Genomic DNA, 20,851 nt, shown 5'->3' with positions numbered 1-20,851 from the left:
GACAGCTATGGCTCGCACCATTCTTTACACTTACAAAGACCAAGACAAAGAACTGACGTTCTCATACCAGCAACACCGCAACATTCAAGAAGCGGTTGCAGAAGCAGAAGGTATCGATATCACTGAGTTCCTAAAGATGGAGCAACAAATCGAAGCCGTGTCTGACACTAAAGCAGTGCGCAACTACCGCGACAACTACTTCAGAAAATTAGGCTTTAGTAAAATCACCCTAGCTCAAAAAGAAAACCTAGGCGTAGGCAAAAAGAACAAATAAGCTTAGCTGTAAACAGAAAACTCGCGATTCGTCGCGAGTTTTTTATGCATGCTACTTTTGTTCATGATCCATACCCGAGCATACCGAAATTACTTAGGTATATGAGTTACTTGGGTATATAAGTTACTTCGATATACAAGTAAAAGCCCCGTTTTACCTTGATGGTCTAAACGGGGCTTTAAATTTCTTCTTACTTTGTATCGAGTAAGGTTTCAGTCACTACTTGATGTTTAAGAACGCAGCGCCGCGTACACCACCTGAATCACCGTGTTTTGCTTTGATGATCTTAGGACAGTTAGCTACAGACAATAAGTGTTTAGGGATGCGTTTTGGCATCTCTTCGTAAATCAATTCGAAGTTAGATAAGCCTCCACCAAGTACAACGGTGTGTGGGTCTGTTGCAGTAAACAGGTTTGCAAAGCAGATTGCTAGCAGCTCCATAAAGCGCTCGACGTGCTCTACTGCTTTCTCTTCACCCTCTGCGTGCGCTTTAATAATGTCGATCGCTTTCTTCTCTTCGCCGTAGTAATGCGCGTAAAGAAGCTCGAAACCACGACCAGATAGGTAACTATCTAAACAGCCTTTGTTGCCACAGCCACAGCCAAGTAATGGTGCGTTTTCGCCCAGGTGGAACCATGCGTCGATAGGAAGACGTGTGTGACCCACCTCACCCGCTACGTGGTTGCTGCCAGAGAATACTTTACCTTCGTAGATAAAGCCACCGCCAAAACCAGTACCAAGGATCAAACCTAGTACAGATGGTTCATCTTGAAGATCTTCGTCCCACGCTTCAGAAAGCGCGAAACAGTTTGCATCGTTTTCAATTTTTACGCTGCGACCGATTTTAGCTTCCAGATCAGCACGAAGTGGTTTGCCTTTTGCCGCAGGAACGTTAACTGTTAGTACCGTTGCATCATCGGCGTCTTCCATACCTGGCAAGCCAAGACCAATCGTACCTTCGCAGCCAAACTCTGTATCGTATTTATTCACCAATTCCGCAATGGTATCAACCAGCAGCTCGTAGTTGTCTGTTGGTGTAGGTACACGTTCCGTCGCTACACGCTCAAGCTTCTCGTTAAATGCACCAAATTCAATTTTAGTGCCACCGACATCAAAGCCGTAATACATGTATTTCTCTCCTAAAAAATGCTTCAAACGACTCTCAAAATGGCTAGAGTCAAAAGTATAAACTATGGCATTATCCATATCTGTACGCCTGCAAACCGTGACCGAATGCAGATTTATCCCCTCACCGAAGCCAGTTGAACAACATACCATCAACAAAAGCTCATTCCTTAGAGTCAGCTCTCGGTTTTCATCCACTCTTTGAAACGTTTCAAGTGAGGCTGGTTAGGGTCGTTTTTGACTCGAGTCTTGCTCAGCATGTAAGTTTCTCTGAAGGCTTCAAACCACAATTGAAGGCATTCCGCAGCTTTCGGCTCACCAGCTTGTTTTAAAACTAATGTCGCGACTTCGGCGGTTGAAAGATGCTGATCATTCTCGGAGCGGCGCATGATGTATTCAGACAGAGATTCCGGCTCAATGGAAAGCACAGGCAAAGATTTAAGAAAATCAGAACGACGGAATATCTTTCGTGCCTCACGCCAGCTACCATCAATAAAGATCAGCAACCATTTTTTGTTCTCGACATCTTCTTTTACCAATCGCCCTGGCTCTAGATCTTCAATTAAACGAGAGGGATCATCCACATAGTCTGCAGGAAATACAATCACCGGTTGGTAACTGTCATCCTGTAGTAGCGCTAGCATCTCTTCAGACGGTTCTGTTCGGTTCCATTGATACACGTAAGTCTCTTGAATCGTATCAGCGATTAGACGACCGGTATTACTTGGCTTAAACACTTCGTTTTCAGAAACAATCAACATACATGCAATATTGGCCTTGATGTTTGGCTGAAGGTCGCACAAACAGTGTTGCTCAGAAACCTGGCAATATTGGCAACGAACCACTTTACATCCACGCGCGTTGAAAGGCTTGGTTGAGATAGATTGTCGGTACTGATATAAACGGTGGAAAGCGTGAATTCTCATGGTAAGTAATGCCAAGTAAAAAGTAGAGCGCGATTCTACTGATATTATGGCTTCGCCTCAAGATAAGCCCATCAACAGTGTGTTGAAATAATTTCACTCTTATCTCGGTCATAGATAAAGAAATAAATAAGGGAATGACAGTGACAGAAACGACATTTCAAGAACCCTCATGGCTCAGATTAGGCTTTTTCCTTGGCGTATTATTGCTTTGTGCCATTTGGGAAAACAAATTGCCTAGAAAAACACTGACCGCTTCGCGCAGGTTTCGCTGGGTCAATAACTTGTCATTGGTCGCTTTTAACAGCCTAGTTATTGCTTTAATCATGCCTATCGCCGCCTTTCAAGCTGCGGTCATAGCTCAGGAGCAACAATGGGGGCTGCTCAATATTCTGTCCCTCCCCGCTTGGTTAAATATTTTTCTAACCGTCATTTTGCTTGATTTCGTCATTTACGCTCAGCATGTTGTCTTTCATCATGTAAAGCCGCTGTGGAAGATTCACCGAATGCATCACGCCGATCTCGACATAGACGTCACTACAGGCGCACGCTTTCATCCCTTCGAAATAATCATTTCAATGGGAGTAAAAATTGCAGCCGTGTTTATCTTAGGTGTTTCACCTATCGGAATTGTGGTATTTGAAATTGTGCTTAATGCGAGCGCGATGTTTAATCACAGTAATGCAAAACTGGCTTTATCCATAGACCAAAAACTGCGAAACGTCATCGTTACACCAGACATGCATCGCGTGCACCATTCAGTGATAGTAAAAGAGACCCACTCAAACTTTGGTTTTTTCCTTTCAGTTTGGGACCGCTTTTTTGGGACATACCGAGCTCAGCCTAAGTTGGGTCATGAAGATGTTGTTATTGGTGTGCCGGAAATTAGAGACGAAGAAGAGCAAAGATTAGATAAGCTGTTAACGCAGCCCTTTCGCTACAATAAAGAGAAGAAGTAATGGTTGAAAAAATATTGTTGGATGAAGTATGTCAACAAAACGAATAGACCAAGCCTAAACCCCTGTTAAACACTACTTCATCCTCATGATGTGTAAGAACAGATTAGTTTTCTGCTAGCTGACGCTTTTTGTTTAACTGAGTAATACCAACAAATAAACCAACAACACCAAGCACTGCACATGCCAAAGCATTGGTGTTCATTACTTGCTGTGCCTCTATTGAGCTGTATAGAAAAGCAAGGCTGAAGAAAGTGGTGGCAAAGCTCAAACCTGTCAGTACGCTGAAACCAGCAAAACTGGCCAAGTCTTTAAAATCGTTCATAACGAGTCCCTGTTTACAATCCTTAATCGAGTGTTGTGAAAATAATAATTAACGAAATATTTGGCGCGATTGACTATGTTTTCGCGCATTCCATAACCAGATAGATACCCCAAATGAGAACCCTAAAAACAGTGTCTTCATTTGTAGGGCGACGTTGTTATCTAATATTTCTAATGTATAGTGAGCGTGGGAACTAAAGATAACATTGGTTATAAGAATCAATAACATAACGACTAGGCCAGAGCGGCGATGCTTGACCAATAGATACGCTGCTAATAAGTCCAATAGTCCCAAAGCGCTCCAATACATATTCAACCAGCGTGGCGCAAAATCGTAAGGTAAAAAGCCACCAACAATGTTGTCATAAAGATGAACCACTCCGCCAACTGTCATAAAAAGGCATAAGAGAAACACGACGAATTTATCCATTACCGTTTCCTTATCTGAATGAATGAGCAAAGCATATAGAAGTCACTTAAACATTTGTAATCTCATCGCCATTTTTGAGATCGACAGTGCCATTATCAACACGATGAGAACAGTAACGGCTGCTCTACCTTCTTTATTTGCTTCTAGTAGAAGCATAGTGTTTACTGTGGCGTTTCGCCCAAATCCGCCAATGCAATGACAGAATCCTCCTTTAAATCACGCCTTGGTTTATCAACTCTCGTACCTTTTCCAGCCCGCGCTGAAACACAGTATGTGCATTCGCGGGAAGGCCGCTCTCGACATCGTGCCAGAAGAACGCGAAATCATGTCCGCCATCGTCTTGCGTATGAAACAGCCATGAATTAGCGAGGTCAGCACACTCACACAAAACAAAATGCCATACTTGATTTTGAAAGCCACTATCCCATGAGCATAAATATCGTGCGGAACGAACATGTGTGATACCAGACTCCTCAGCGAGCTCCCGCTTGGCTGCTATGATGTAACTTTCATCAAACACTTCAACAGTGCCCTTGACGAGCTGAACACCCGCCAACGGATGTTTAAAAAGTAGGATCTCTTGATTTTGATTACGTAGAACGACGGGGCAAACTTTATCGATCACAAAACCACTCCTTATGCTTCAAGCAAAAGGCTTTAGCTTTCTCTGGATATAAAGAAATCGAGTGAAGTTGCTCTACACGCACCCACTTTAAATGATACTGATTAACATCTGATTTTCTGATTTGCTCTGGCCCACTCCCTAGTTTCACTTTTAAGTTCCCTACATAAGAAAGAAAATAGGTTTCTAAGCGACCTTGATTTTCGAGTTCCAAAACTTTCTTAACCGAGCCAAGTTCTATTGAGGTTTCTTCCAGCGCTTCTCTTTTAGCAGCTTCAACAGGCTTCTCACCTGCTTCAACACTGCCGCCAGGGAAAACCCAATACTGTCTGTCGTTTCGAGCGCGGTGGATAAGCAAAAGCTCTTGGTGATGATTAACTAGTATGAGGCTGGCTCTTTGTGATAACTGCATGATTCGTTCCTTTGAATTCTGGCGACATTCTAGTCAACGAGTCCCTCGAACAAAGCATTAACATCACGTTGTGATAACTAAACCCTTTAGAAATGAACGAGATGAGATGTAACTCACTTTTGCAATGCAAATAGGAGCCATTGAATGGGTAGCCGTAACAAAAAAGCAGAACCGAGGTTCTGCTTTTAGTCGGTGGAAACATCTCATTTACTTGGTCTGATGAAGCTCATACTTGTGCAGCATTGCTTGCTGGTGCCCAGCAATTTCCGCCACTTGCTCAGAACTCTCAACCATAGACTCAAGCTGCAGATTTGTGCGTTCGCCAAGATCAGAAATATGTGTGATGGATTGAGATACATCTGCCGTCGCTCGTTCTTGTTCTTCTGTAGCAACTGAGATTTGCTCAACACGTTCTTGAATGTACTTAACCGCGAGGTTGATATCAGAAAATGTCGATTTCACTTCATTGCTGGACTGTAGCGCGTGGGTCATTTCTTCTCTTGAATCATTAACTGCTTGACGAGAACGCTCTGCGGCAGTAATAAGCTCGCTCATCATTTCTCGGATGTTCGTCGTTTGTTGAGAGGTATCACTTGCAAGTTTGCGAACTTCATCAGCGACAACCGCAAATCCACGCCCTTGCTCACCAGCACGGGCAGCTTCTATTGCTGCGTTGAGAGCAAGTAAGTTGGTGTTGTCCGCGATCCCACTGATCATATCCACCATTTCACGAATCTGTTTAACACGCTGGTCTAGCTCTAACATTGACTGTTCATTTACATCCAAAGAGCTTTCTAATGACTCCAAACGTTCGCGGTTTTGTTCCACGACTTGAACCCCTTTTTCAGTGTGTTGGGTTGCAAGGAGCGAGTCCTGTGAAGATGCATTTGTCACCATTGCTATTTCACGAATAGAGGCTTCAAGCTGCGTTATGGTCGTGATCATACTCGACAACGCTTCATTTTGTGTTGCCAACCCATCACTTGTTTGTTCGGCTGCACTGTGACTTACTTCTGCCGTCTGATAAAGCGTTTCACAATTGCGCGTCACCGTTTGAATGGAGTCATGTGTGGAATCGATTACTTGATTCAACTTTCGTGCTACTTCTTTCAGCTCATAGGGGCCGACTTCTTCTGCCTTGTCACGAAAATCATGTTCGGTAAGTGCTGAAAGACGCGTTAGTACATTCCTTAACCCTCGGTTTGTCCATGACTTGAGACTAAACCAAGTAACCAGAATAATAAAAGAAATCACACACGCCGCAAACACGAGCACAACGCTCACCGATTCAATGGTCTCGTTGACCACCCGCTCTTTTTCATCGATCAACTGACCAGCGGTTTGGGAGATTTGATCAAGTAACCGCATGGTTTCATCCGCAAGCATCGAAGCCTGTTTAAACTCTGAACGTTGCAATTCCCCTTGTTCTAGTTTGGCGAGGATCAAACGCAGCACGCCCTTTTCACTAAAGCCTTGTTTCACCATCTCATATGGTGCGGTTAAGCTTGCATATTCACTTACTTCAGGATGGAAAGATTGGAAGTCTTCATAGGCGAGTTTAATACCTGCTATGCGATTTCGCATTTCTCGGTATTCTTTTTCGGCTTTGTTTAATTCTGAGTGCATCATCATGACTAAGAACGTACTTTCCATTGAGCTTGCAGAAGCAATGAAACGGTTAGCGGCATCGCTCGACTCAGGATTATCAGCACTAAGGAACGAACTGATTCGATTCATTTCCGGACCGATAGAGCTAAGCCCATAGCGAAAACCACCAACAGCGGCATCAATATCCATTTGAATTTGTATCACCGAAGATTGCTTCAACAAAATGGACTGCGTGATGTTATGTAAACGCGCTAGTTTGGTGTCTAACTCCTCCGAGAGTTGCTGAGCTACACCAGACGCTTCCACAACCAAAGTCGTGCTTTGAGTTGCAAGAGAGTCGATTTGCTCTTTTATGAGAGGCAACTCTTTCGGCTCAGTAATCTGCATACCATGGTTGAGTAGCTTAACCATCTCCAATACATTCCTGGTTAACTTTGCGTTTGCCATCGCGATTGGTAATGCTTTTTGCGACAAGTCTTCAAATTGTTCCCCTACCTGTTCCATTCCTTTGAAACTTGAGACAGAAAGGGCTATAACAAGAGCAATGATAGTTAAAAATGTTGCACTGACAGCCTGAATCAGTGAAAGTGATGTGCGTGAGCGTTTTCGCTTTGCCATAATCAATTTTTATTCTTTCTTAAGGTTGAATCGGTTCTGCAGTGATTCCGTCACATTTGTGAGACAAAACCGTGATTTGCAGCCCATACTATGGATTGGTTATGACACTAATATTTCAGTTGTGAGTCATAGAGATGACAGGTGGTGATTTGCGTCGAGTATATTTTCCTTTGATAATCAGTGTGCTACTAAGCGCCTGCTCTTCTGGGCCTGAGCCTAGTGAGCAAGCACAGGTGACAACACCTACAAATCAGCTATTGTCGGACAACCCTGATTTGTTCGAGTTTTACACAGAGTGGCACGGCACGCCTTATCGCTTAGGCGGGACACAGAAATCTGGAATTGATTGCTCAGCATTTGTACAAAAAGCGTTTGTTGAGGCTTATCAGCTCTCGTTACCAAGGACAACGAGGCAGCAATCAAAGCAAGGTGTGGAGTTAAGTTGGACGGATGCCAAGCAAGGGGATCTAGTGTTTTTTAAAACAAGACGTACAACTTATCATGTCGGAATTTACTTGGGTAACAAGCAGTTTATGCATGCATCGACGTCTAGAGGTGTGATTATTTCAAGAATCGACAACCCATACTGGGCATCTAAGTTTTGGCAAATAAGAAGAGTTACAATGTAACTCCTCTCACTCTTTAACCGGACATTGCTGTAAGTTAAAACAATATCAGTCGTAAGTCGCAACAGCATTATCGAACAGATTTTTGACCAGAGCGATGTATTCATCAAGGAACGTGATCTGTTCATTGGTCGCTTTTTTATGCCATACCCCAGCCAATATCTCACCAAGATCTTCAACAACTGCATCAGCCTCTTTCAACAATTTGAAGCGTACGCTCGAGTGAAGTTCTGGATTTTGCTCAAAAATCGCCATGATGTTTGAAGCCACCATATCGGTGACAACATCTTCGATGCTTTCGGATCCAGTGTCGCCAATTTCGGTCGTAAAAATATCTAGATTTAGAGACAAGTGCTCGATAAGAGCGAGATATCCATCGGTTTCTAAAACCACTGTTTTTCTCCGTTTATTGCAAGCCTTCGAAGCTGAAAGCAGAATAGTTTCAATAGTAAGACATGCCGAGAAAATTTCATTAACTTATTTCATATTAACAAACATTCACGAACCAACTGGATGATTTTCAAACAATTGAGCTTTGCTTCACTGAATTCGGATGCAGGGTTTCTTCAAACCTTTTTATATTTCAGTCATTTTCATGCAAACAGGTTTGGTTACGGCCATTTTCTTTTGCACGATACAGCGCAGCATCGGCACTCTTTAACCATTGAGTGTGAGTTTCAAAATAAGGCTTATACTCGCAAACACCAATACTTATTGTGTAATTAATCAAAAAATCTTCCACTTTCACGATCTCTTGCTCAATTCTTTTGCGCAAACGCTCTGCGAAATAGCAAGCTTGCTCCTGGTTTGTGTGAGGAAGTAGTACCGTAAACTCTTCACCACCAAAACGACCGCAGATGTCACTGCTCCTTGCTGTTTTTCTCAACAAGGCAGAGGTTCGACGAATGACTTCGTCCCCTGTCGGGTGACCATAAGTATCATTCACCTTCTTAAAGTGGTCGATATCGAATATTACTAATGAGCATGGTCCGTCGATAACTTTTAAGTGAGCAAACTCATCTTTCAATGATTGCTCCCAATAAGCGCGATTAAATAAACCTGTTAAACCATCTTTGCGACTGATTTCCGACAAATGTTGATTTGTTTCTTTCAAATGAATGCGATTTCTCGCAGTTTCAGAAACATCATTGACTTGAATCGCTATGTGGCTGACCTCTCCTGAAAGCCCAATTAACGGCGTGATCACGATATCTTGATACATAAAATCACTGCTGTTTGAAACCGGAGAAAAGTTGTTGAACTTAAAAAGGTACGGTCGGTTTTCCCAGCTAGAAAAAGAACGAGTTTCCAGATCGGCGGCAGCTTTTATCTTGGTTTCTAGCCAAGTTCTTGGCAGCTCTTCAAAATGCTCAAATAAACATTCACCAAGAATTTCTTGTGATAGAACGCCACTGTATGACTGCATAAAACTGTTCCACACACACACTTTATACTCTTGATCCAAAACAATAAGCCCTGAATCCATCGTATCGAGAATTTGTGTGACCCAATGAAAGTCTGCTATGTCCAGCGTGATATCGGACATTAGATTAGCTCCATGATTTCATAGATTATTTCTACGGATGGCTTATCAATTAAAAACAGTACCTCGCACTCGAAATCGAGCGCTTCTGCCATGTAGGTGTATTCGATAGTAAAGAGCTCACCCAACTCGCCTTGCTCTTCACAATAAGGTGTTAAGGTATCCACAATGCCTGGCTGACGAAGTGAGAATTGCTTGTCGAGTTGATCGCCCAACGATGTGAGAAATGACGAAACCAGTAGGTTAGAAATATTCAAGATGATTTCATTATGAGGCGTAAACTCAAGGAGATAACCTAATTTTTCCCCAATCTGATTGATATCCCTACCACGTAAACACACCAGTGCCTCTCCGTGAATACCACCACCGACAAACCTCTGCGCTACCGCAACGGAACTGTCACGCCCAACCACATCAACCAGTGTCATATGAAGCTCGCCGTAGGACAAAGGTCCAACATGAGGAACAGGAAGTTGGATGAACTCATGTAAATGGTCGGCCATAATCGCAGCCCCTTTACCAAGGGCAATGTTCGCAATTTCACGGAATTTGGCTAGTAAGGAAAGCTCTTCGCAACCCTGGCTTTTAGAATCAACCGAATGACTAGGTTTGAACGCATAATGCAGCCCTAATTGTTCGTATAGTGGGAGCACCTGCTCTTCTGTCAGAGGCTTAGCGATAAAAGCTTGAGCACCAAGATCGAGACAGCGCTGTTTTGCCTCTTGTTGAACATCTCCAGAAATAATGACGATTTTGGTCGCGTACTGACTAACAGGTAATGATTCGAGGACCTCAAAACCATCCATTATGGGCATCGTTAAATCGAGAAACAAAATATCGATATTTTGCTCAGCAAGAATATTAAGCGCCTCATAACCATCTTGCGCTTCAATAAGATGCAATGATGTATCTTGTACGATAGAACGCGCAATAAGCTTTCTTGCAACAGCTGAGTCATCACATATCAGTATTTTCATGCCACCAATGGAACTAACGTCAAAAAAATCATAATACCTGTTGTAAACGTTCATCTCCATATGCTAAGCCAACAAATCAGAGGCTTATAAGCGATTTGATTCACATTTATACAAATTGACTACACTAAGAGGAAGGTTTCTTTACTAAGTATGCTCAACATAACGCCAACTCCCTGCTATTTATCCTAAACTATTGGTGGTCAAATAGATTCGCGAGGTTTTGTATGTGGCAAGCAATATCGCAACAGCTTTCTGATACTTTATTGTTCGATTACCAGATCACGGAAAAAGTAAGGCTGTCTGGTGGTGATATCAGTGAAAGCTACATGATCAATGATGGTGAGCAACGTTATTTTGTGAAAATTAACGATCGCGAGTTTTTGTCTAAGTTTGAGGTAGAAGCTGAAAGCCTGCATCTTTTGCGTGAAACATCCACCCTATTTGTACCTGAGGTGGTATTGGTTGGTAAAACCAAAAATGCCTCATTCCTAATTCTTAACTACCTTCCAACGAAACCATTAGAAGATGGTCCCAACAGCTTTAAATTTGGGCAACAATTAGCTCACCTACACCAGTGGGGCGAGCAAAAAGAGTTTGGTTTTGATACCGACAACTATCTCGGTTCGACTCTACAGCCCAACAAATGGCACAAGAAATGGTGTGTATTCTTTGCTGAGCAACGCATAGGTTGGCAATTACAGCTCCTTAAAGAAAAAGGCGTCACCTTGGTTGATATCGATGACTTTATCGATGTCGTAAAACAGCGGCTAGCAAACCATGCTCCGGAACCTTCTTTGTTGCATGGCGATTTATGGAATGGAAATGCGGCACTCACTGCATTCGGTCCTATCTGTTACGATCCTGCGTGCTATTGGGGGGACAGGGAGTGTGATATTGCGATGACAGAGCTTTTTGGTGGATTTCAACCAGAATTTTATCAAGGCTACGAATCGGTTATGCCACTTTCTTCAAGCTATGAGGAACGTAAAGATATCTATAACCTTTACCATGTTCTCAACCATTGTAATTTGTTTGGCGGCCATTACTTGGAACAGGCTCAACTGGTTATTAATAAAATCATTTCTTATTAATTTGGAAGCCACTGCATATTTCAAGATGTAAAATCTCGAGGCACATCACTACAGAAAATCACCCTAAGCTCAAGGTTGAGTTTGGGGTCAAGTTTTGTACTTATTTCGACTCAATTAGCAACAACTCGACCTAATATCAAAGGAGACTTAACTTTGGATTGTGCCTATTTTCCTTGTAGGCAAAGTAAGTAAAGGGCTGTGCTTCCTTGATGAATAGTGTGTTTAAAAGCCCTGCGAGATTAGGAGTTGTTGTATGAAGAATTATACCGAAAGGTATGTAAAGTGCCCGCATTGCGGACACTCTATCGGCATTACATTGGATGCAAGTAATGGTGACCAAGAGTTTTATGATGATTGCCCAGCTTGTTGCCACGCTATCCACCTAAATATGCGAGTGGATGAGTTACAAGATAAGGTCGAACTATTTATCGATGACAATTACGAATAGCAGCTCGAGCATGTGAACATCAGAAATATAAAAACGCTTAAATGAAAAAGGAGCACTAGGCTCCTTTTTCTCATTCTAAAGCTGTTTTGCTGCAAGAACGCGCTCAACAGTATCAACAATTGCTTGAGTCTGAGGATCAAACTCAATATTAACGCGCTCCCCTACTTGTCTCACTCCGAAAAGCGTTCGCTGCAAGGTTTCTGGAATTAGATGTACTGAAAAACGACACGTTTCAACTTCACCAATAGTTAGCGAGCAACCATCTAAACCGATGTAACCTTTCGCTAATACATATTTCATTGATTCTTGCGGCAGTTGGAACCAAATCGTGCGGTTATTGGGCGTATCGATGATATCGACAATATCTGCCGTTAAACTAATATGACCAGACATGCTATGCCCGCCTATTTCGTCACCAAACTTAGCCGCGCGCTCAATGTTTACGCTATCCCCTTCCACCAGCCGACCTAAATTAGTAAGAGCCAATGTCGCTTGCATTAAATCAAAACTGATAAGGTTGCCTTCGATCTTAGTCACAGTTAGACAACATCCGTTGTGTGCAACGGATGCACCAATTTCTAACCCTTTACAAAGTTCATCGCTTAACTCGACAACGTGCGTTTGAAAGCGTTCTTTTTTATCAATTTTAACGACCTTCGCCGTACCCTGAACTATTCCTGTAAACATTTCTTTTTACCTATTGATTTAATACCAACTGTAGTCGAAGACTAAGCCCTAAACACTGCGCTACGGGCCGGAAATAAAGACCGCAGACGATAAAGCCATGGCTCAATGAACACTGGTTTGTTCTCATGCATGTTTCAACATTACCATGATTCGCTGCTGTTCTCAGTAAAAGCGTATCCTTAGCGTAGAGAGCGTCCAGTCAGTGTTATCGACTATTCACTACCTAGCTATGGAATATAAACATACAATTGTTTATCATTTGCGCGGAGTTTCTCCGAGGCATTTTTTCACCTTATCGTGACTAAAATCAACCATCAGATCCGTTCACCACATCTTTTGCCCTCGAGTACTCTCATTCTTTCAACTTATTGTTCCGCTCTGGAGTATTTTTCGTGCATCGCTATAAAGAAGAAGCATCAAGTCTTATCAAATTGGCGACCCCGGTATTGATCGCATCTGTCGCTCAAACTGGTATGGGGTTTGTTGATACCGTAATGGCTGGCGGCGTTAGCGCCACCGACATGGCTGCGGTTTCTGTCGCTTCAAGTATTTGGCTACCATCCATTTTGTTTGGGGTGGGTTTATTAATGGCATTGGTCCCTGTTGTCGCACAGTTAAATGGCTCTGGTCGTCGAGTGAAAATCCCGTTTGAAATTCAGCAAGGCGTCGTTTTGGCATTGCTGATCAGTGTGCCGATAATTGCAGTCCTGCTTCAAACCCAGTTTATTCTCGGGCTGATGGATGTTGAAGCACTGATGGCAGAAAAAACGGTGGGATACATTCATGCCGTTATATTAGCAGTACCCGCTTTTTTACTTTTCCAAACGCTTAGAAGCTTTACGGATGGTATGTCATTGACGAAGCCGGCAATGGTGATTGGCTTTATCGGTTTGCTGCTCAACATTCCTCTAAACTGGATTTTCGTGTACGGCAAGTTTGGTGCACCTGAATTAGGCGGTGTTGGCTGTGGTGTAGCAACCACGATTGTTTACTGGGTCATGTTTGCCATGCTATTGCTGTATGTGATGACATCAGAGCGATTGAAAAGCATCAACCTATTTGGAGAATGGCATCGCCCACAATGGAAAGCGCAAGTTCGTCTATTCAAGCTCGGCTTTCCTGTTGCAGCAGCGCTGTTTTTTGAAGTGACACTGTTTGCTGTCGTTGCACTGCTCGTTTCACCACTGGGTCCTATCATTGTGGCAGCGCATCAAGTCGCGATTAACTTCTCCTCGTTGGTATTTATGCTACCAATGAGTATTGGTGCAGCAGTAAGCATTCGTGTCGGCCATCGACTTGGTGAAGAAAACGTAGATGGCGCGCGCGTAGCGTCACGAGTCGGCATTATGGTTGGTCTAGCATTGTCCGTTCTCACAGCGATTTTAACCGTCTTGTCTCGTGAGTGGATCGCCGAGCTTTATACTAGCAACCCAGAGGTAATCACTCTAGCGATGCACCTGCTCGTGTTTGCCGCTGTTTATCAATGTACGGATGCGGTTCAAGTGATCGCAGCTGGTGCATTACGCGGCTATAAAGACATGCGAGCCATCTTCAACCGTACTTTTATTGCTTATTGGATTCTTGGGCTGCCAATTGGTTACGTCCTTGGCCGTACAGACTGGATTGTCGAGCCAATGGGAGCACAAGGCTTCTGGCTTGGTTTTATCATCGGCCTATCTTCTGCGGCCTTTATGTTAGGCGTCAGAATGCGTTGGATGCATCGACAAGAACCAGAAGTTCAATTGAACTTTTCAGTTCAATAAAAAGTAAGAAAAAGCCAGCATCCGCTGGCTTTTTTGATCGAATAATCACACGGTTGAGTATACTTATAACAAGATTACAAAGCGGTTGATTTTGCTCTCTAGACAACGGATACGAAGTTATAAAAAAGGATATTTGTGCGGTCTATTTTATTGTTCTTAATCTTGATTCTTAATGGTTGTGATAACTGGTTCAATCCAGAGAACGCCATGTTTGATAAGTATCATCAACGTGTAGCCAATGTATTGGACGTTCCTGCTATTCCAATAACACTACAGTCTACGGTAACGATTCCTGCGAAACGCGTTTTGTTCGAGCCATTGCCAAGGCTATCTATTGGTCTGCTAGAGAGCTATCAATTACGACAGTGCGGACTCTTTAATTTACTTGCCGAGAAAAACTCACAACTTGGAAAGGTGCAGGATGCCTTTCATGATTTTGATTATCAAACTGCCCTTTTAAGAGTCATGAATCGATGTTTATCCGAATTTCCACTTAGCGATGAAGAACGCGCGACATTGGCAGAGCTTTACGCAACCAAGTGGCAACATTTAGACATTCATCTCGACAACTTACTACTCGTAAGTGACGCCATGCAAAAGCAACTAACTGCCTCTGATTGGCTATCTCAAAATACGACGAATGATATTGCACGCATTAACGATGTCTATCGTATTTTCAGCGAAATGTATGATTTACCCCACCGCGCCGTCTCACGTCTACCCGATGTGGAAGTTACGCAATATCAAGAAGAGTTAGAGAAATCTCGTTTACTCGGACGACTTTACTATTCAATGGTAAATACATCCCTTTGGTTAAAAGCGACAACTCAACTACTTGAGCAGAACCAGAGCAATGTATTGTGCGGGCCGAACAGAGACACCACCCAGTTCCGCTACTTAAGAAATGTCTTTCAATCCATTTACGTTGAAGAAGTGCAACCTTATTTGGCTTATTTAGACAGTACCTATCAACAACTTAATGATGGTGCCACTTTGGTGGAGAACCGTATGCAACTCCATGGTCACCAGTATGGCATCATTGAGGCACATAGGACATTTAGGCAAGAAACCCTAAACCACGTTCAGTTTTGGCAGGGTCTCTTCAAACGATGTGGCGTAACCGTTGGCAACTAGTAAGTGCAGAGCGTTCTATTCCTTCAACCTTTCACGCAAGAATCGAGCAAAACGTGGTTTACCAGTATGTGTAAAACCGTTATATCTAAATGTAATGGTTGAACCAATTTTCGGAGGCTGGCGACGCACTTCATCGGTAAATCCGCTACCGATGTAAAACTCAATGCCATTTGGTAAGCGAACTAACATTGCTCCCATCATACCTAATAAGCGCCCTGTTCCTGGCTTATAACCCACAACTAACGCTTCATCATCTGCGTATCGTTTTAGTTTAAGCAAATCACTACCGCGTCCAGCCTGATAGCGGCTTGATACCTTCCGCAACATCACCCCTTCACCGTCGGATATTGAAATTTTATCCAACTGTGTAAACAGATGAGCTTCATTTTGAATCGCTCGGTGCTCGACATATTTGATATGAGGCTGGTCGACTTCAAGCACTAAATCTTTGATGTTGTAATAACGCTTCCGATAATCACCAGCGGAATATGGCATATCAAAGATCATAAAGTCGATATGTCGCCAAGCAGACTCTACAGGAGTTTTATCTAATACCGTTTGCTGAACAAGATGGAAGTTACCTCTCCCAGCCCAAAGTTCACCGTCCAACGGATAATCAGGCAAAGGTCCTGTAAACCAATCTGGGGCGTAGATTCGATTACCATTTCTCGTCACGAGATGTTGCCCAGTCCAATAAGCGCGAACACCATCAAGTTTTTCGCTATACCAATATTCAGACACATCAATGCCATCCTGATAGCTTTGTGCAAGAGAAACTGGTGGTGCGAGAGAAGTATCCGCTTGAAGCTGTGAAGACGCTGCCATAACAGCCAGCGCAATTAATGTCATTTTTAATGGCATAAGAAGACCTTGTACAAAAAATCGTCTTTATTGAAACGTAAGTCCTCTCGATGACCTATTTATTACTAGTTGTTCTTCGACTCATAACAATCAACATTAGTAATAATTTGCAAAGATAATCATAAACTTTAGACAGGTTTTGCATTTAGTCGTTACACGTTATTCACTTAAGGCGGATGGTTCGTCAATCGAGTTGGAATCTAATCATGACGAGATCCCCCGCTCTAATGACTTCTTTAGGTTCAACACCTCTTATAAGCAAACCATTTCTCTGTGCGTTTTTGATTCTCAATTTGAGAATCAGTCCTTTCTCAAATTGAACAATATCATCAACAGCGCTTAAACTTTTGATTTTTAAATAGTTTAAAATTGGCACGTTACCTGCTCTATATCCAATTAGAAAAACAAACGGAGACAGAGTCATGGAATTACGCAAACTAGAAATCAATCAAGACAAGTTAGCCATTGAGTTTTTTGGTGACTTAGACGCAAGCGGCTGTCGACAAGCACAACATCACATTGATGAAGTAATTCACAACAATCATCACAAAGAAGTCGAAATTAACCTACAGCACGTCCAATTTCTTGATTCTTCAGGGATTGGTGCCATTGTTTACTTATATAAGCGTCTAGTTGAACGTGAAAGAAGCATGAGTATTGAAAACGTATCAGGCCAACCTTTAGAAATCATGAGCTTGCTTCGTATCAACCATGCCATTCCCGTTAACTCAAAAGGACACTAAAAATACCGGTTTAAACGGAGGTTGGCATGGTAAATCTTTTACGACGATATGCAGTAAGCGGTCTTGTTGTCGGCATGTTTGGTTGTTCGTCGTTTGACTACCCAGAACACGGGAAAGGTGGCTTGGCGGAAAGCTATCAAGATATCTCGATCGAGAATTATCAGTTTTCCCCAGTAATGCCTGACGAGCCTTTAGGTCCAGAACATGGGTTAAGGTTTGATTGGCAACTGACCAAGTTACATCTAGACGCACTAATCCAAGAGGGAGCGCGCTGGTGTTTTCCTGCGGCAGTTGTTCAGGCCCTTGAAAAACAAAATAGAATTGCGCGCGAGTTGGAAGGTGGGCTTTTACTCGACGCTGCCAACGACCTTGTGATTCAGCGTCGACGCTTAAACCAGCTCGAACAACAACTCGACTACGTACTGAGCCAAACCACTTGCACACCGCCCGATGATATTGAAGCACTACGTAGCGACCTAAACATAGTGTCGGATATCTATGCACTACTTAATATCGACAACCAGTTTGCTGTCGATTCAGCAGAAATCAACCCGAAGTACATGGGACATTTGGCAGAAGCAGCCTACATTTTACGTGACCACCCCAACCTATCTCTTGTAGTAACGGGGCATGCGGATGCAACTGGAACACCCGATTACAACCAGAAACTTGCTCAAGCGCGTGCGGAACAAGTAAAGCGTTACCTAACCGTATTTGGTATCACTTCAGAGAGAGTCACTACCAAATCTGTCGGAGATAACCTGCCACTCTATGAAGGTGAAACATCCGCCGTGCGTTTAACTAATCGTCGAGTAAGCATCGAGGTTATTAGCCCTAATTCAGATAGCGATACCTCAATAAACCGCAACTCAACGGCAGGAGGCGCGCTATGAACACGATGAAACCATTTATCCTCTTAATGTTGTTGTGTCTGGTTGCGTGGGTACCTTCTTCCATAGCGGATGAGAGCAATACTGTTAAGGTCGGTGATTTAATACAGATTAACTTACCCGGAGAGGCGTCGTTAAACCAAGGGTTTCAGGTCGATCGTCGTGGACGAATTAATTTACCAGAAGTCGGCCCTGTATTAGTGGCCGGCTACAATGAACAACAACTCCAAGACGTGATTATCGACAGGCTAAAGACCGTGTATCGTGACGTTAACAACGCTCGAGTTTTTATTAAACAGCAACAGTTGTTAGTGTCCGTTCAAGGCTACGTGGTCAAACCCGGTGAATATACCTTACCTTCTGGGTCCAACATTCAAATGTTTGTGTACGAAGCTGGAGGCCTGCGCGCAGGGGCTCAGCTCGATAAAATGATCGTGAAACGTGGAAATAAAAACATTGAATTTGACTACAAACGCTTCCTTGATACGGGGGACAATAGCCAGCTGCCAAAACTAGAATCACTGGATGTCTTATTTGTCCCCGCCTCCCCACTCGTAGGGAATATTGAGCAAGAGTTTGATGCAGCAAAACTCGCGAATTCAGGTGACAGCGCAGATTCCGCTCGTGCAATCAAAGTCTTTGGTGAAGTCAACGCACCTGGCTCGTTCTCATACAAGCCAAACACCACGCTAGTTGATGTCGTAATGCGAGCTGGCGGCGTGACACGATATGCCAGTGTTGAGCAAATTCGCGTGATAACAAACAATAACCCAACCATGTTTAACCTGAAAAAGTACCTTGATACTGGAGACCAAAGCCTACTGCCGGAGATCCTGCCAGGTGCCACCATCTTTGTCCCAAAACAGGAAGAAGAAATCAAAGCAGGTGCAAATGTGGTTTACGTGATGGGTGAAGTCGCCCATCCTGGGGCATACGAAGGGAAGCAAGGCGCTAGCTTCATGGATATCCTCGCCAACGCTGGCGGGCCCACTCGCTACGCAGAATCTCGCCAAATTCGCGTTATAAAAGCCGATGGCAAAGTCATCAAATTCGATCTTACCGCGCACACAGAAGGACTATCTTCAGCCAGACCACCAAATGTTGGACCAGGAGACGCGATTTTCGTACCGGAGAAAACCGATTTCAATGAGAAGTCTTGGTTAAAAGTAGCACCTAGTCGAGCAGTCGCAGTGATGGGAGAAGTTGTTCGCCCTGGACGCATCGAGTGGTCAGACGAAATGGATTTGATTGATCTGCTTGCACACGTTGGTGGCCCAACTCGACGAGCTGATACCACCAAAATTGAAGTCGCCAATAACGGTCAAATGACACAATTTGACTTAGACCAATACATTCTGGATGGCTCACCAACATCAAGCCTACCTCAAGTTTCCGCTGGTACAGTCGTAAGGGTACATGCATTGCCTGACGACCCATCCGATAATAAATCGCAATGGGTAAGCCAAAGCTCTGACGCATCGATATACGTTTTCGGGCAAATCAATGCACCTGGGCGCTATCGTTTCACTGAAGATATGCATTTTCTGGATATTTTGTCTGCCGCCGATGGACCGACAATGGATGCAGATATTCACAACATCCGTGTCACACACCGAGGCCTAGGTTATGCCAAAGTGAGTAAATTGAATTTATCGATGTACTTTGAAACAGGTGATGAATCAATTCTGCCCCACGTTCGTCCTGGTGATACCATTTACATTCCAGAAAAAAACAAAAACTGGTTAGATCGTTCAAAAGAGTCCACGGTACGCGTATTAGGTGAAGTAAGAGACCCAGGGCGATACGTATTCAATGACAACATGACTGTGCTTGATCTGTTAGCGGAAGCAGGAGGACCAACTGACAATGCCTACCTTGAAAAGATCAGTGTGGTCAATATGTCTTGCTGCCAGGGCCAAGCCCGAACATTTGATTTGGTGAACTTTAGTAAAACAGCCAACATTTATGAGCTGCCAGTCATTCGCGCAGGCGACACGATTTACATTCCCCATAAAGACGAAAGCTTTGTTGAAAAAGCGAGGGCCGGATTAAGAGATATTTTACAAATCACCACAACCATCGTGTTAATAGGAGCGTTGTAATGACTATTCCTGCAACTCACGCTGAGATTGAGCAAATTTATCTTCAGAGTGAACAGAAAGGCCACAAAACGATTTGTGTTGTGGGTTGTAAATCTGAAGATGGTGTCACTTCCGTGGCGTCATCTCTTGCAGAGCGCTTGGTTTTAGCAGGCCACAATACTTTGTATGTAGACCTTAACTTATTCAAACCCGCTTATCACACTGTTCACGAATTTGATGATGACGAGAAGGTTGGCCATTTGATCACACGAGAGAATACACATCAAACTTTAGTCGGCCTCCCAGCTCCATCTCTCGCCAGTACTCAGTTAGCGTACCGAGACCCAACAACGCTGAAACAAAACATTGCACAATGGTTAACGCAGTACGAGCGCGTCGTGATAGATACATCACCACTTCTTAGTGTCAACCGAAGCAATATTGCGCCTCAAGTGATTGCTGGCGTATGTGATGCTACTTTGTTAGTAGCGCATTATGGCTCTACGACTGCAACCCAGCTCGAGCAAGCCAAAAAGCTACTCGATGCTAGCGATGCGAACTTGATTGGTTCTGTACTGAACATGAAGCACACTCCAAGCCTGAAAGATGAGTTAATCCGCCAAGTTTCCAAGCTGCGTTTCTTACCAAAAAAGTGGAAAGAAAAACTGTCTCAGCAAATTAAAAAAAGCGAACTGTTTATGTTATAGGGAGCGCT

Annotated in this window: 23 protein-coding genes; 11 read left to right on the top strand and 12 right to left on the bottom strand. The window is 43.4% G+C overall.

Features of this window, described 5'->3' with window-relative positions; all coding sequences use genetic code 11:
* The first annotated feature begins 7 nt into the window (after window positions 1-7).
* Window positions 8-274: a DUF2960 domain-containing protein gene (locus R7Q47_RS15245; protein WP_005377584.1), complete on the top strand. Its 267-nt coding sequence runs from the start codon at window positions 8-10 to the stop codon at window positions 272-274.
* 219 nt (window positions 275-493) lie between these two features.
* On the opposite strand, the gene nagK is transcribed toward R7Q47_RS15245, so the two are convergent.
* Together nagK and R7Q47_RS15235 are read right to left on the bottom strand one after the other, a co-directional pair.
* The gene (gene nagK / locus R7Q47_RS15240) at window positions 494-1,402 is read right to left on the bottom strand and encodes an N-acetylglucosamine kinase (RefSeq protein ID WP_318089236.1); all 909 of its coding nucleotides are present in this window, start codon (window positions 1,400-1,402) and stop codon (window positions 494-496) included.
* Window positions 1,403-1,575: 173 nt separating this feature from the next.
* Window positions 1,576-2,325, bottom strand: a complete 750-nt coding sequence (locus R7Q47_RS15235) for a tRNA-uridine aminocarboxypropyltransferase (RefSeq protein WP_053350551.1) — start codon at window positions 2,323-2,325, stop codon at window positions 1,576-1,578.
* A 140-nt stretch (window positions 2,326-2,465) separates the two neighbouring features.
* Between R7Q47_RS15235 and R7Q47_RS15230 the strand changes: the two genes are divergently transcribed.
* Complete coding sequence (locus R7Q47_RS15230) at window positions 2,466-3,281, top strand: sterol desaturase family protein (protein WP_213970438.1); 816 nt, start codon at window positions 2,466-2,468, stop codon at window positions 3,279-3,281.
* 103 nt (window positions 3,282-3,384) lie between these two features.
* On the opposite strand, the gene R7Q47_RS15225 is transcribed toward R7Q47_RS15230, so the two are convergent.
* The 5 genes from R7Q47_RS15225 to R7Q47_RS15205 all read right to left on the bottom strand — a co-directional run bounded on the left by R7Q47_RS15225 (window position 3,385) and on the right by R7Q47_RS15205 (window position 7,292).
* On the bottom strand, window positions 3,385-3,603 hold the full coding sequence (locus R7Q47_RS15225; protein WP_005389537.1) for a hypothetical protein: 219 nt from the start codon (window positions 3,601-3,603) through the stop codon (window positions 3,385-3,387).
* Between the two features lie 48 nt (window positions 3,604-3,651).
* Window positions 3,652-4,032, bottom strand: coding sequence for a hypothetical protein (locus tag R7Q47_RS15220; protein ID WP_005377611.1), 381 nt, complete (start codon window positions 4,030-4,032; stop codon window positions 3,652-3,654).
* Window positions 4,033-4,243: 211 nt separating this feature from the next.
* Window positions 4,244-4,657, bottom strand: a complete 414-nt coding sequence (locus R7Q47_RS15215) for an NUDIX hydrolase (protein WP_053307087.1) — start codon at window positions 4,655-4,657, stop codon at window positions 4,244-4,246.
* Window positions 4,647-5,066, bottom strand: coding sequence for an NUDIX domain-containing protein (locus tag R7Q47_RS15210; RefSeq protein ID WP_213970439.1), 420 nt, complete (start codon window positions 5,064-5,066; stop codon window positions 4,647-4,649). Before R7Q47_RS15210 ends, R7Q47_RS15215 begins: the two co-directional genes overlap by 11 nt.
* Before the next feature lie 207 nt (window positions 5,067-5,273).
* Window positions 5,274-7,292: a methyl-accepting chemotaxis protein gene (locus tag R7Q47_RS15205; RefSeq protein WP_213970440.1), complete on the bottom strand. Its 2,019-nt coding sequence runs from the start codon at window positions 7,290-7,292 to the stop codon at window positions 5,274-5,276.
* A 134-nt stretch (window positions 7,293-7,426) separates the two neighbouring features.
* Between R7Q47_RS15205 and R7Q47_RS15200 the strand changes: the two genes are divergently transcribed.
* Window positions 7,427-7,921 carry an NlpC/P60 family protein gene (locus R7Q47_RS15200; RefSeq protein WP_213868751.1) on the top strand — a complete coding sequence of 165 codons (495 nt, stop codon included), beginning with the start codon at window positions 7,427-7,429 and terminating at the stop codon, window positions 7,919-7,921.
* Window positions 7,922-7,966: 45 nt separating this feature from the next.
* On the opposite strand, the gene R7Q47_RS15195 is transcribed toward R7Q47_RS15200, so the two are convergent.
* The 3 genes from R7Q47_RS15195 to R7Q47_RS15185 form a co-directional block, all read right to left on the bottom strand.
* Window positions 7,967-8,311, bottom strand: coding sequence for a DUF3802 family protein (locus tag R7Q47_RS15195; RefSeq protein WP_005377620.1), 345 nt, complete (start codon window positions 8,309-8,311; stop codon window positions 7,967-7,969).
* Window positions 8,312-8,501: 190 nt separating this feature from the next.
* Entirely contained in the window at window positions 8,502-9,464 is a 963-nt protein-coding gene (locus R7Q47_RS15190) for a GGDEF domain-containing protein (RefSeq protein WP_025766666.1), read from the bottom strand.
* Window positions 9,464-10,438 (bottom strand): response regulator, encoded by a 975-nt coding sequence (locus R7Q47_RS15185; protein ID WP_151514771.1) that lies wholly within the window; start codon window positions 10,436-10,438, stop codon window positions 9,464-9,466. Before R7Q47_RS15185 ends, R7Q47_RS15190 begins: the two co-directional genes overlap by 1 nt.
* 224 nt (window positions 10,439-10,662) lie before the next feature.
* On the opposite strand from R7Q47_RS15185, the gene R7Q47_RS15180 reads away from it, so the two are divergent.
* Both R7Q47_RS15180 and R7Q47_RS15175 read left to right on the top strand, forming a co-directional pair.
* Window positions 10,663-11,529: a fructosamine kinase family protein gene (locus tag R7Q47_RS15180; RefSeq protein ID WP_005377623.1), complete on the top strand. Its 867-nt coding sequence runs from the start codon at window positions 10,663-10,665 to the stop codon at window positions 11,527-11,529.
* Between the two features lie 253 nt (window positions 11,530-11,782).
* Entirely contained in the window at window positions 11,783-11,977 is a 195-nt protein-coding gene (locus R7Q47_RS15175) for a CPXCG motif-containing cysteine-rich protein (protein ID WP_017634925.1), read from the top strand.
* Between the two features lie 75 nt (window positions 11,978-12,052).
* On the opposite strand, the gene R7Q47_RS15170 is transcribed toward R7Q47_RS15175, so the two are convergent.
* Window positions 12,053-12,664 (bottom strand): riboflavin synthase subunit alpha, encoded by a 612-nt coding sequence (locus tag R7Q47_RS15170; RefSeq protein WP_205460947.1) that lies wholly within the window; start codon window positions 12,662-12,664, stop codon window positions 12,053-12,055.
* 392 nt (window positions 12,665-13,056) lie between these two features.
* On the opposite strand from R7Q47_RS15170, the gene R7Q47_RS15165 reads away from it, so the two are divergent.
* On the top strand, window positions 13,057-14,427 hold the full coding sequence (locus tag R7Q47_RS15165; RefSeq protein ID WP_005377626.1) for an MATE family efflux transporter: 1,371 nt from the start codon (window positions 13,057-13,059) through the stop codon (window positions 14,425-14,427).
* A gap of 135 nt (window positions 14,428-14,562) precedes the next feature.
* Window positions 14,563-15,561, top strand: a complete 999-nt coding sequence (locus tag R7Q47_RS15160) for a DUF3080 domain-containing protein (protein ID WP_047102254.1) — start codon at window positions 14,563-14,565, stop codon at window positions 15,559-15,561.
* A gap of 15 nt (window positions 15,562-15,576) precedes the next feature.
* On the opposite strand, the gene R7Q47_RS15155 is transcribed toward R7Q47_RS15160, so the two are convergent.
* A complete protein-coding gene (locus R7Q47_RS15155; RefSeq protein WP_086046755.1) occupies window positions 15,577-16,422 on the bottom strand; it encodes a DNA ligase in 846 nt (281 codons plus the stop codon).
* A gap of 422 nt (window positions 16,423-16,844) precedes the next feature.
* On the opposite strand from R7Q47_RS15155, the gene R7Q47_RS15150 reads away from it, so the two are divergent.
* From R7Q47_RS15150 to R7Q47_RS15135, 4 genes are read left to right on the top strand one after another with little or no spacing between them, the layout of a single operon-like run.
* Window positions 16,845-17,165 carry an STAS domain-containing protein gene (locus R7Q47_RS15150; protein WP_017634929.1) on the top strand — a complete coding sequence of 107 codons (321 nt, stop codon included), beginning with the start codon at window positions 16,845-16,847 and terminating at the stop codon, window positions 17,163-17,165.
* Between the two features lie 26 nt (window positions 17,166-17,191).
* The gene (locus tag R7Q47_RS15145; RefSeq protein ID WP_017820663.1) at window positions 17,192-18,058 is read left to right on the top strand and encodes an OmpA family protein; all 867 of its coding nucleotides are present in this window, start codon (window positions 17,192-17,194) and stop codon (window positions 18,056-18,058) included.
* Entirely contained in the window at window positions 18,055-20,157 is a 2,103-nt protein-coding gene (locus R7Q47_RS15140; protein WP_017820662.1) for an SLBB domain-containing protein, read from the top strand. Before R7Q47_RS15145 ends, R7Q47_RS15140 begins: the two co-directional genes overlap by 4 nt.
* Window positions 20,157-20,843, top strand: a complete 687-nt coding sequence (locus R7Q47_RS15135; protein ID WP_005377635.1) for an AAA family ATPase — start codon at window positions 20,157-20,159, stop codon at window positions 20,841-20,843. The genes R7Q47_RS15140 and R7Q47_RS15135 overlap by 1 nt, the downstream gene beginning before the upstream one ends.
* The last annotated feature ends 8 nt before the right edge of the window (window positions 20,844-20,851 follow it).

This window comes from Vibrio sp. Vb0349, assembly GCF_033338975.1.
This window is presented reverse-complemented; position numbering and strand designations above follow the sequence as displayed.

What these genes read in the sequence shown, in the direction of transcription:
- R7Q47_RS15180 (WP_005377623.1), top strand. Translation starts at nt 10,663, where the DNA reads ATGTGGCAAGCAATATCGCAACAGCTTTCTGATACTTTATTGTTCGAT.
- R7Q47_RS15145 (WP_017820663.1), top strand. Translation starts at nt 17,192, where the DNA reads ATGGTAAATCTTTTACGACGATATGCAGTAAGCGGTCTTGTTGTCGGC.
- nagK (WP_318089236.1), bottom strand. Translation starts at nt 1,402, where the DNA reads ATGTATTACGGCTTTGATGTCGGTGGCACTAAAATTGAATTTGGTGCA.
- R7Q47_RS15170 (WP_205460947.1), bottom strand. Translation starts at nt 12,664, where the DNA reads ATGTTTACAGGAATAGTTCAGGGTACGGCGAAGGTCGTTAAAATTGAT.
- R7Q47_RS15155 (WP_086046755.1), bottom strand. Translation starts at nt 16,422, where the DNA reads ATGCCATTAAAAATGACATTAATTGCGCTGGCTGTTATGGCAGCGTCT.
- R7Q47_RS15235 (WP_053350551.1), bottom strand. Translation starts at nt 2,325, where the DNA reads ATGAGAATTCACGCTTTCCACCGTTTATATCAGTACCGACAATCTATC.
- R7Q47_RS15190 (WP_025766666.1), bottom strand. Translation starts at nt 9,464, where the DNA reads ATGTCCGATATCACGCTGGACATAGCAGACTTTCATTGGGTCACACAA.
- R7Q47_RS15185 (WP_151514771.1), bottom strand. Translation starts at nt 10,438, where the DNA reads ATGAAAATACTGATATGTGATGACTCAGCTGTTGCAAGAAAGCTTATT.
- R7Q47_RS15135 (WP_005377635.1), top strand. Translation starts at nt 20,157, where the DNA reads ATGACTATTCCTGCAACTCACGCTGAGATTGAGCAAATTTATCTTCAG.
- R7Q47_RS15200 (WP_213868751.1), top strand. Translation starts at nt 7,427, where the DNA reads ATGACAGGTGGTGATTTGCGTCGAGTATATTTTCCTTTGATAATCAGT.
- R7Q47_RS15205 (WP_213970440.1), bottom strand. Translation starts at nt 7,292, where the DNA reads ATGGCAAAGCGAAAACGCTCACGCACATCACTTTCACTGATTCAGGCT.
- R7Q47_RS15140 (WP_017820662.1), top strand. Translation starts at nt 18,055, where the DNA reads ATGAACACGATGAAACCATTTATCCTCTTAATGTTGTTGTGTCTGGTT.
- R7Q47_RS15175 (WP_017634925.1), top strand. Translation starts at nt 11,783, where the DNA reads ATGAAGAATTATACCGAAAGGTATGTAAAGTGCCCGCATTGCGGACAC.
- R7Q47_RS15225 (WP_005389537.1), bottom strand. Translation starts at nt 3,603, where the DNA reads ATGAACGATTTTAAAGACTTGGCCAGTTTTGCTGGTTTCAGCGTACTG.
- R7Q47_RS15150 (WP_017634929.1), top strand. Translation starts at nt 16,845, where the DNA reads ATGGAATTACGCAAACTAGAAATCAATCAAGACAAGTTAGCCATTGAG.
- R7Q47_RS15210 (WP_213970439.1), bottom strand. Translation starts at nt 5,066, where the DNA reads ATGCAGTTATCACAAAGAGCCAGCCTCATACTAGTTAATCATCACCAA.
- R7Q47_RS15220 (WP_005377611.1), bottom strand. Translation starts at nt 4,032, where the DNA reads ATGGATAAATTCGTCGTGTTTCTCTTATGCCTTTTTATGACAGTTGGC.
- R7Q47_RS15245 (WP_005377584.1), top strand. Translation starts at nt 8, where the DNA reads ATGGCTCGCACCATTCTTTACACTTACAAAGACCAAGACAAAGAACTG.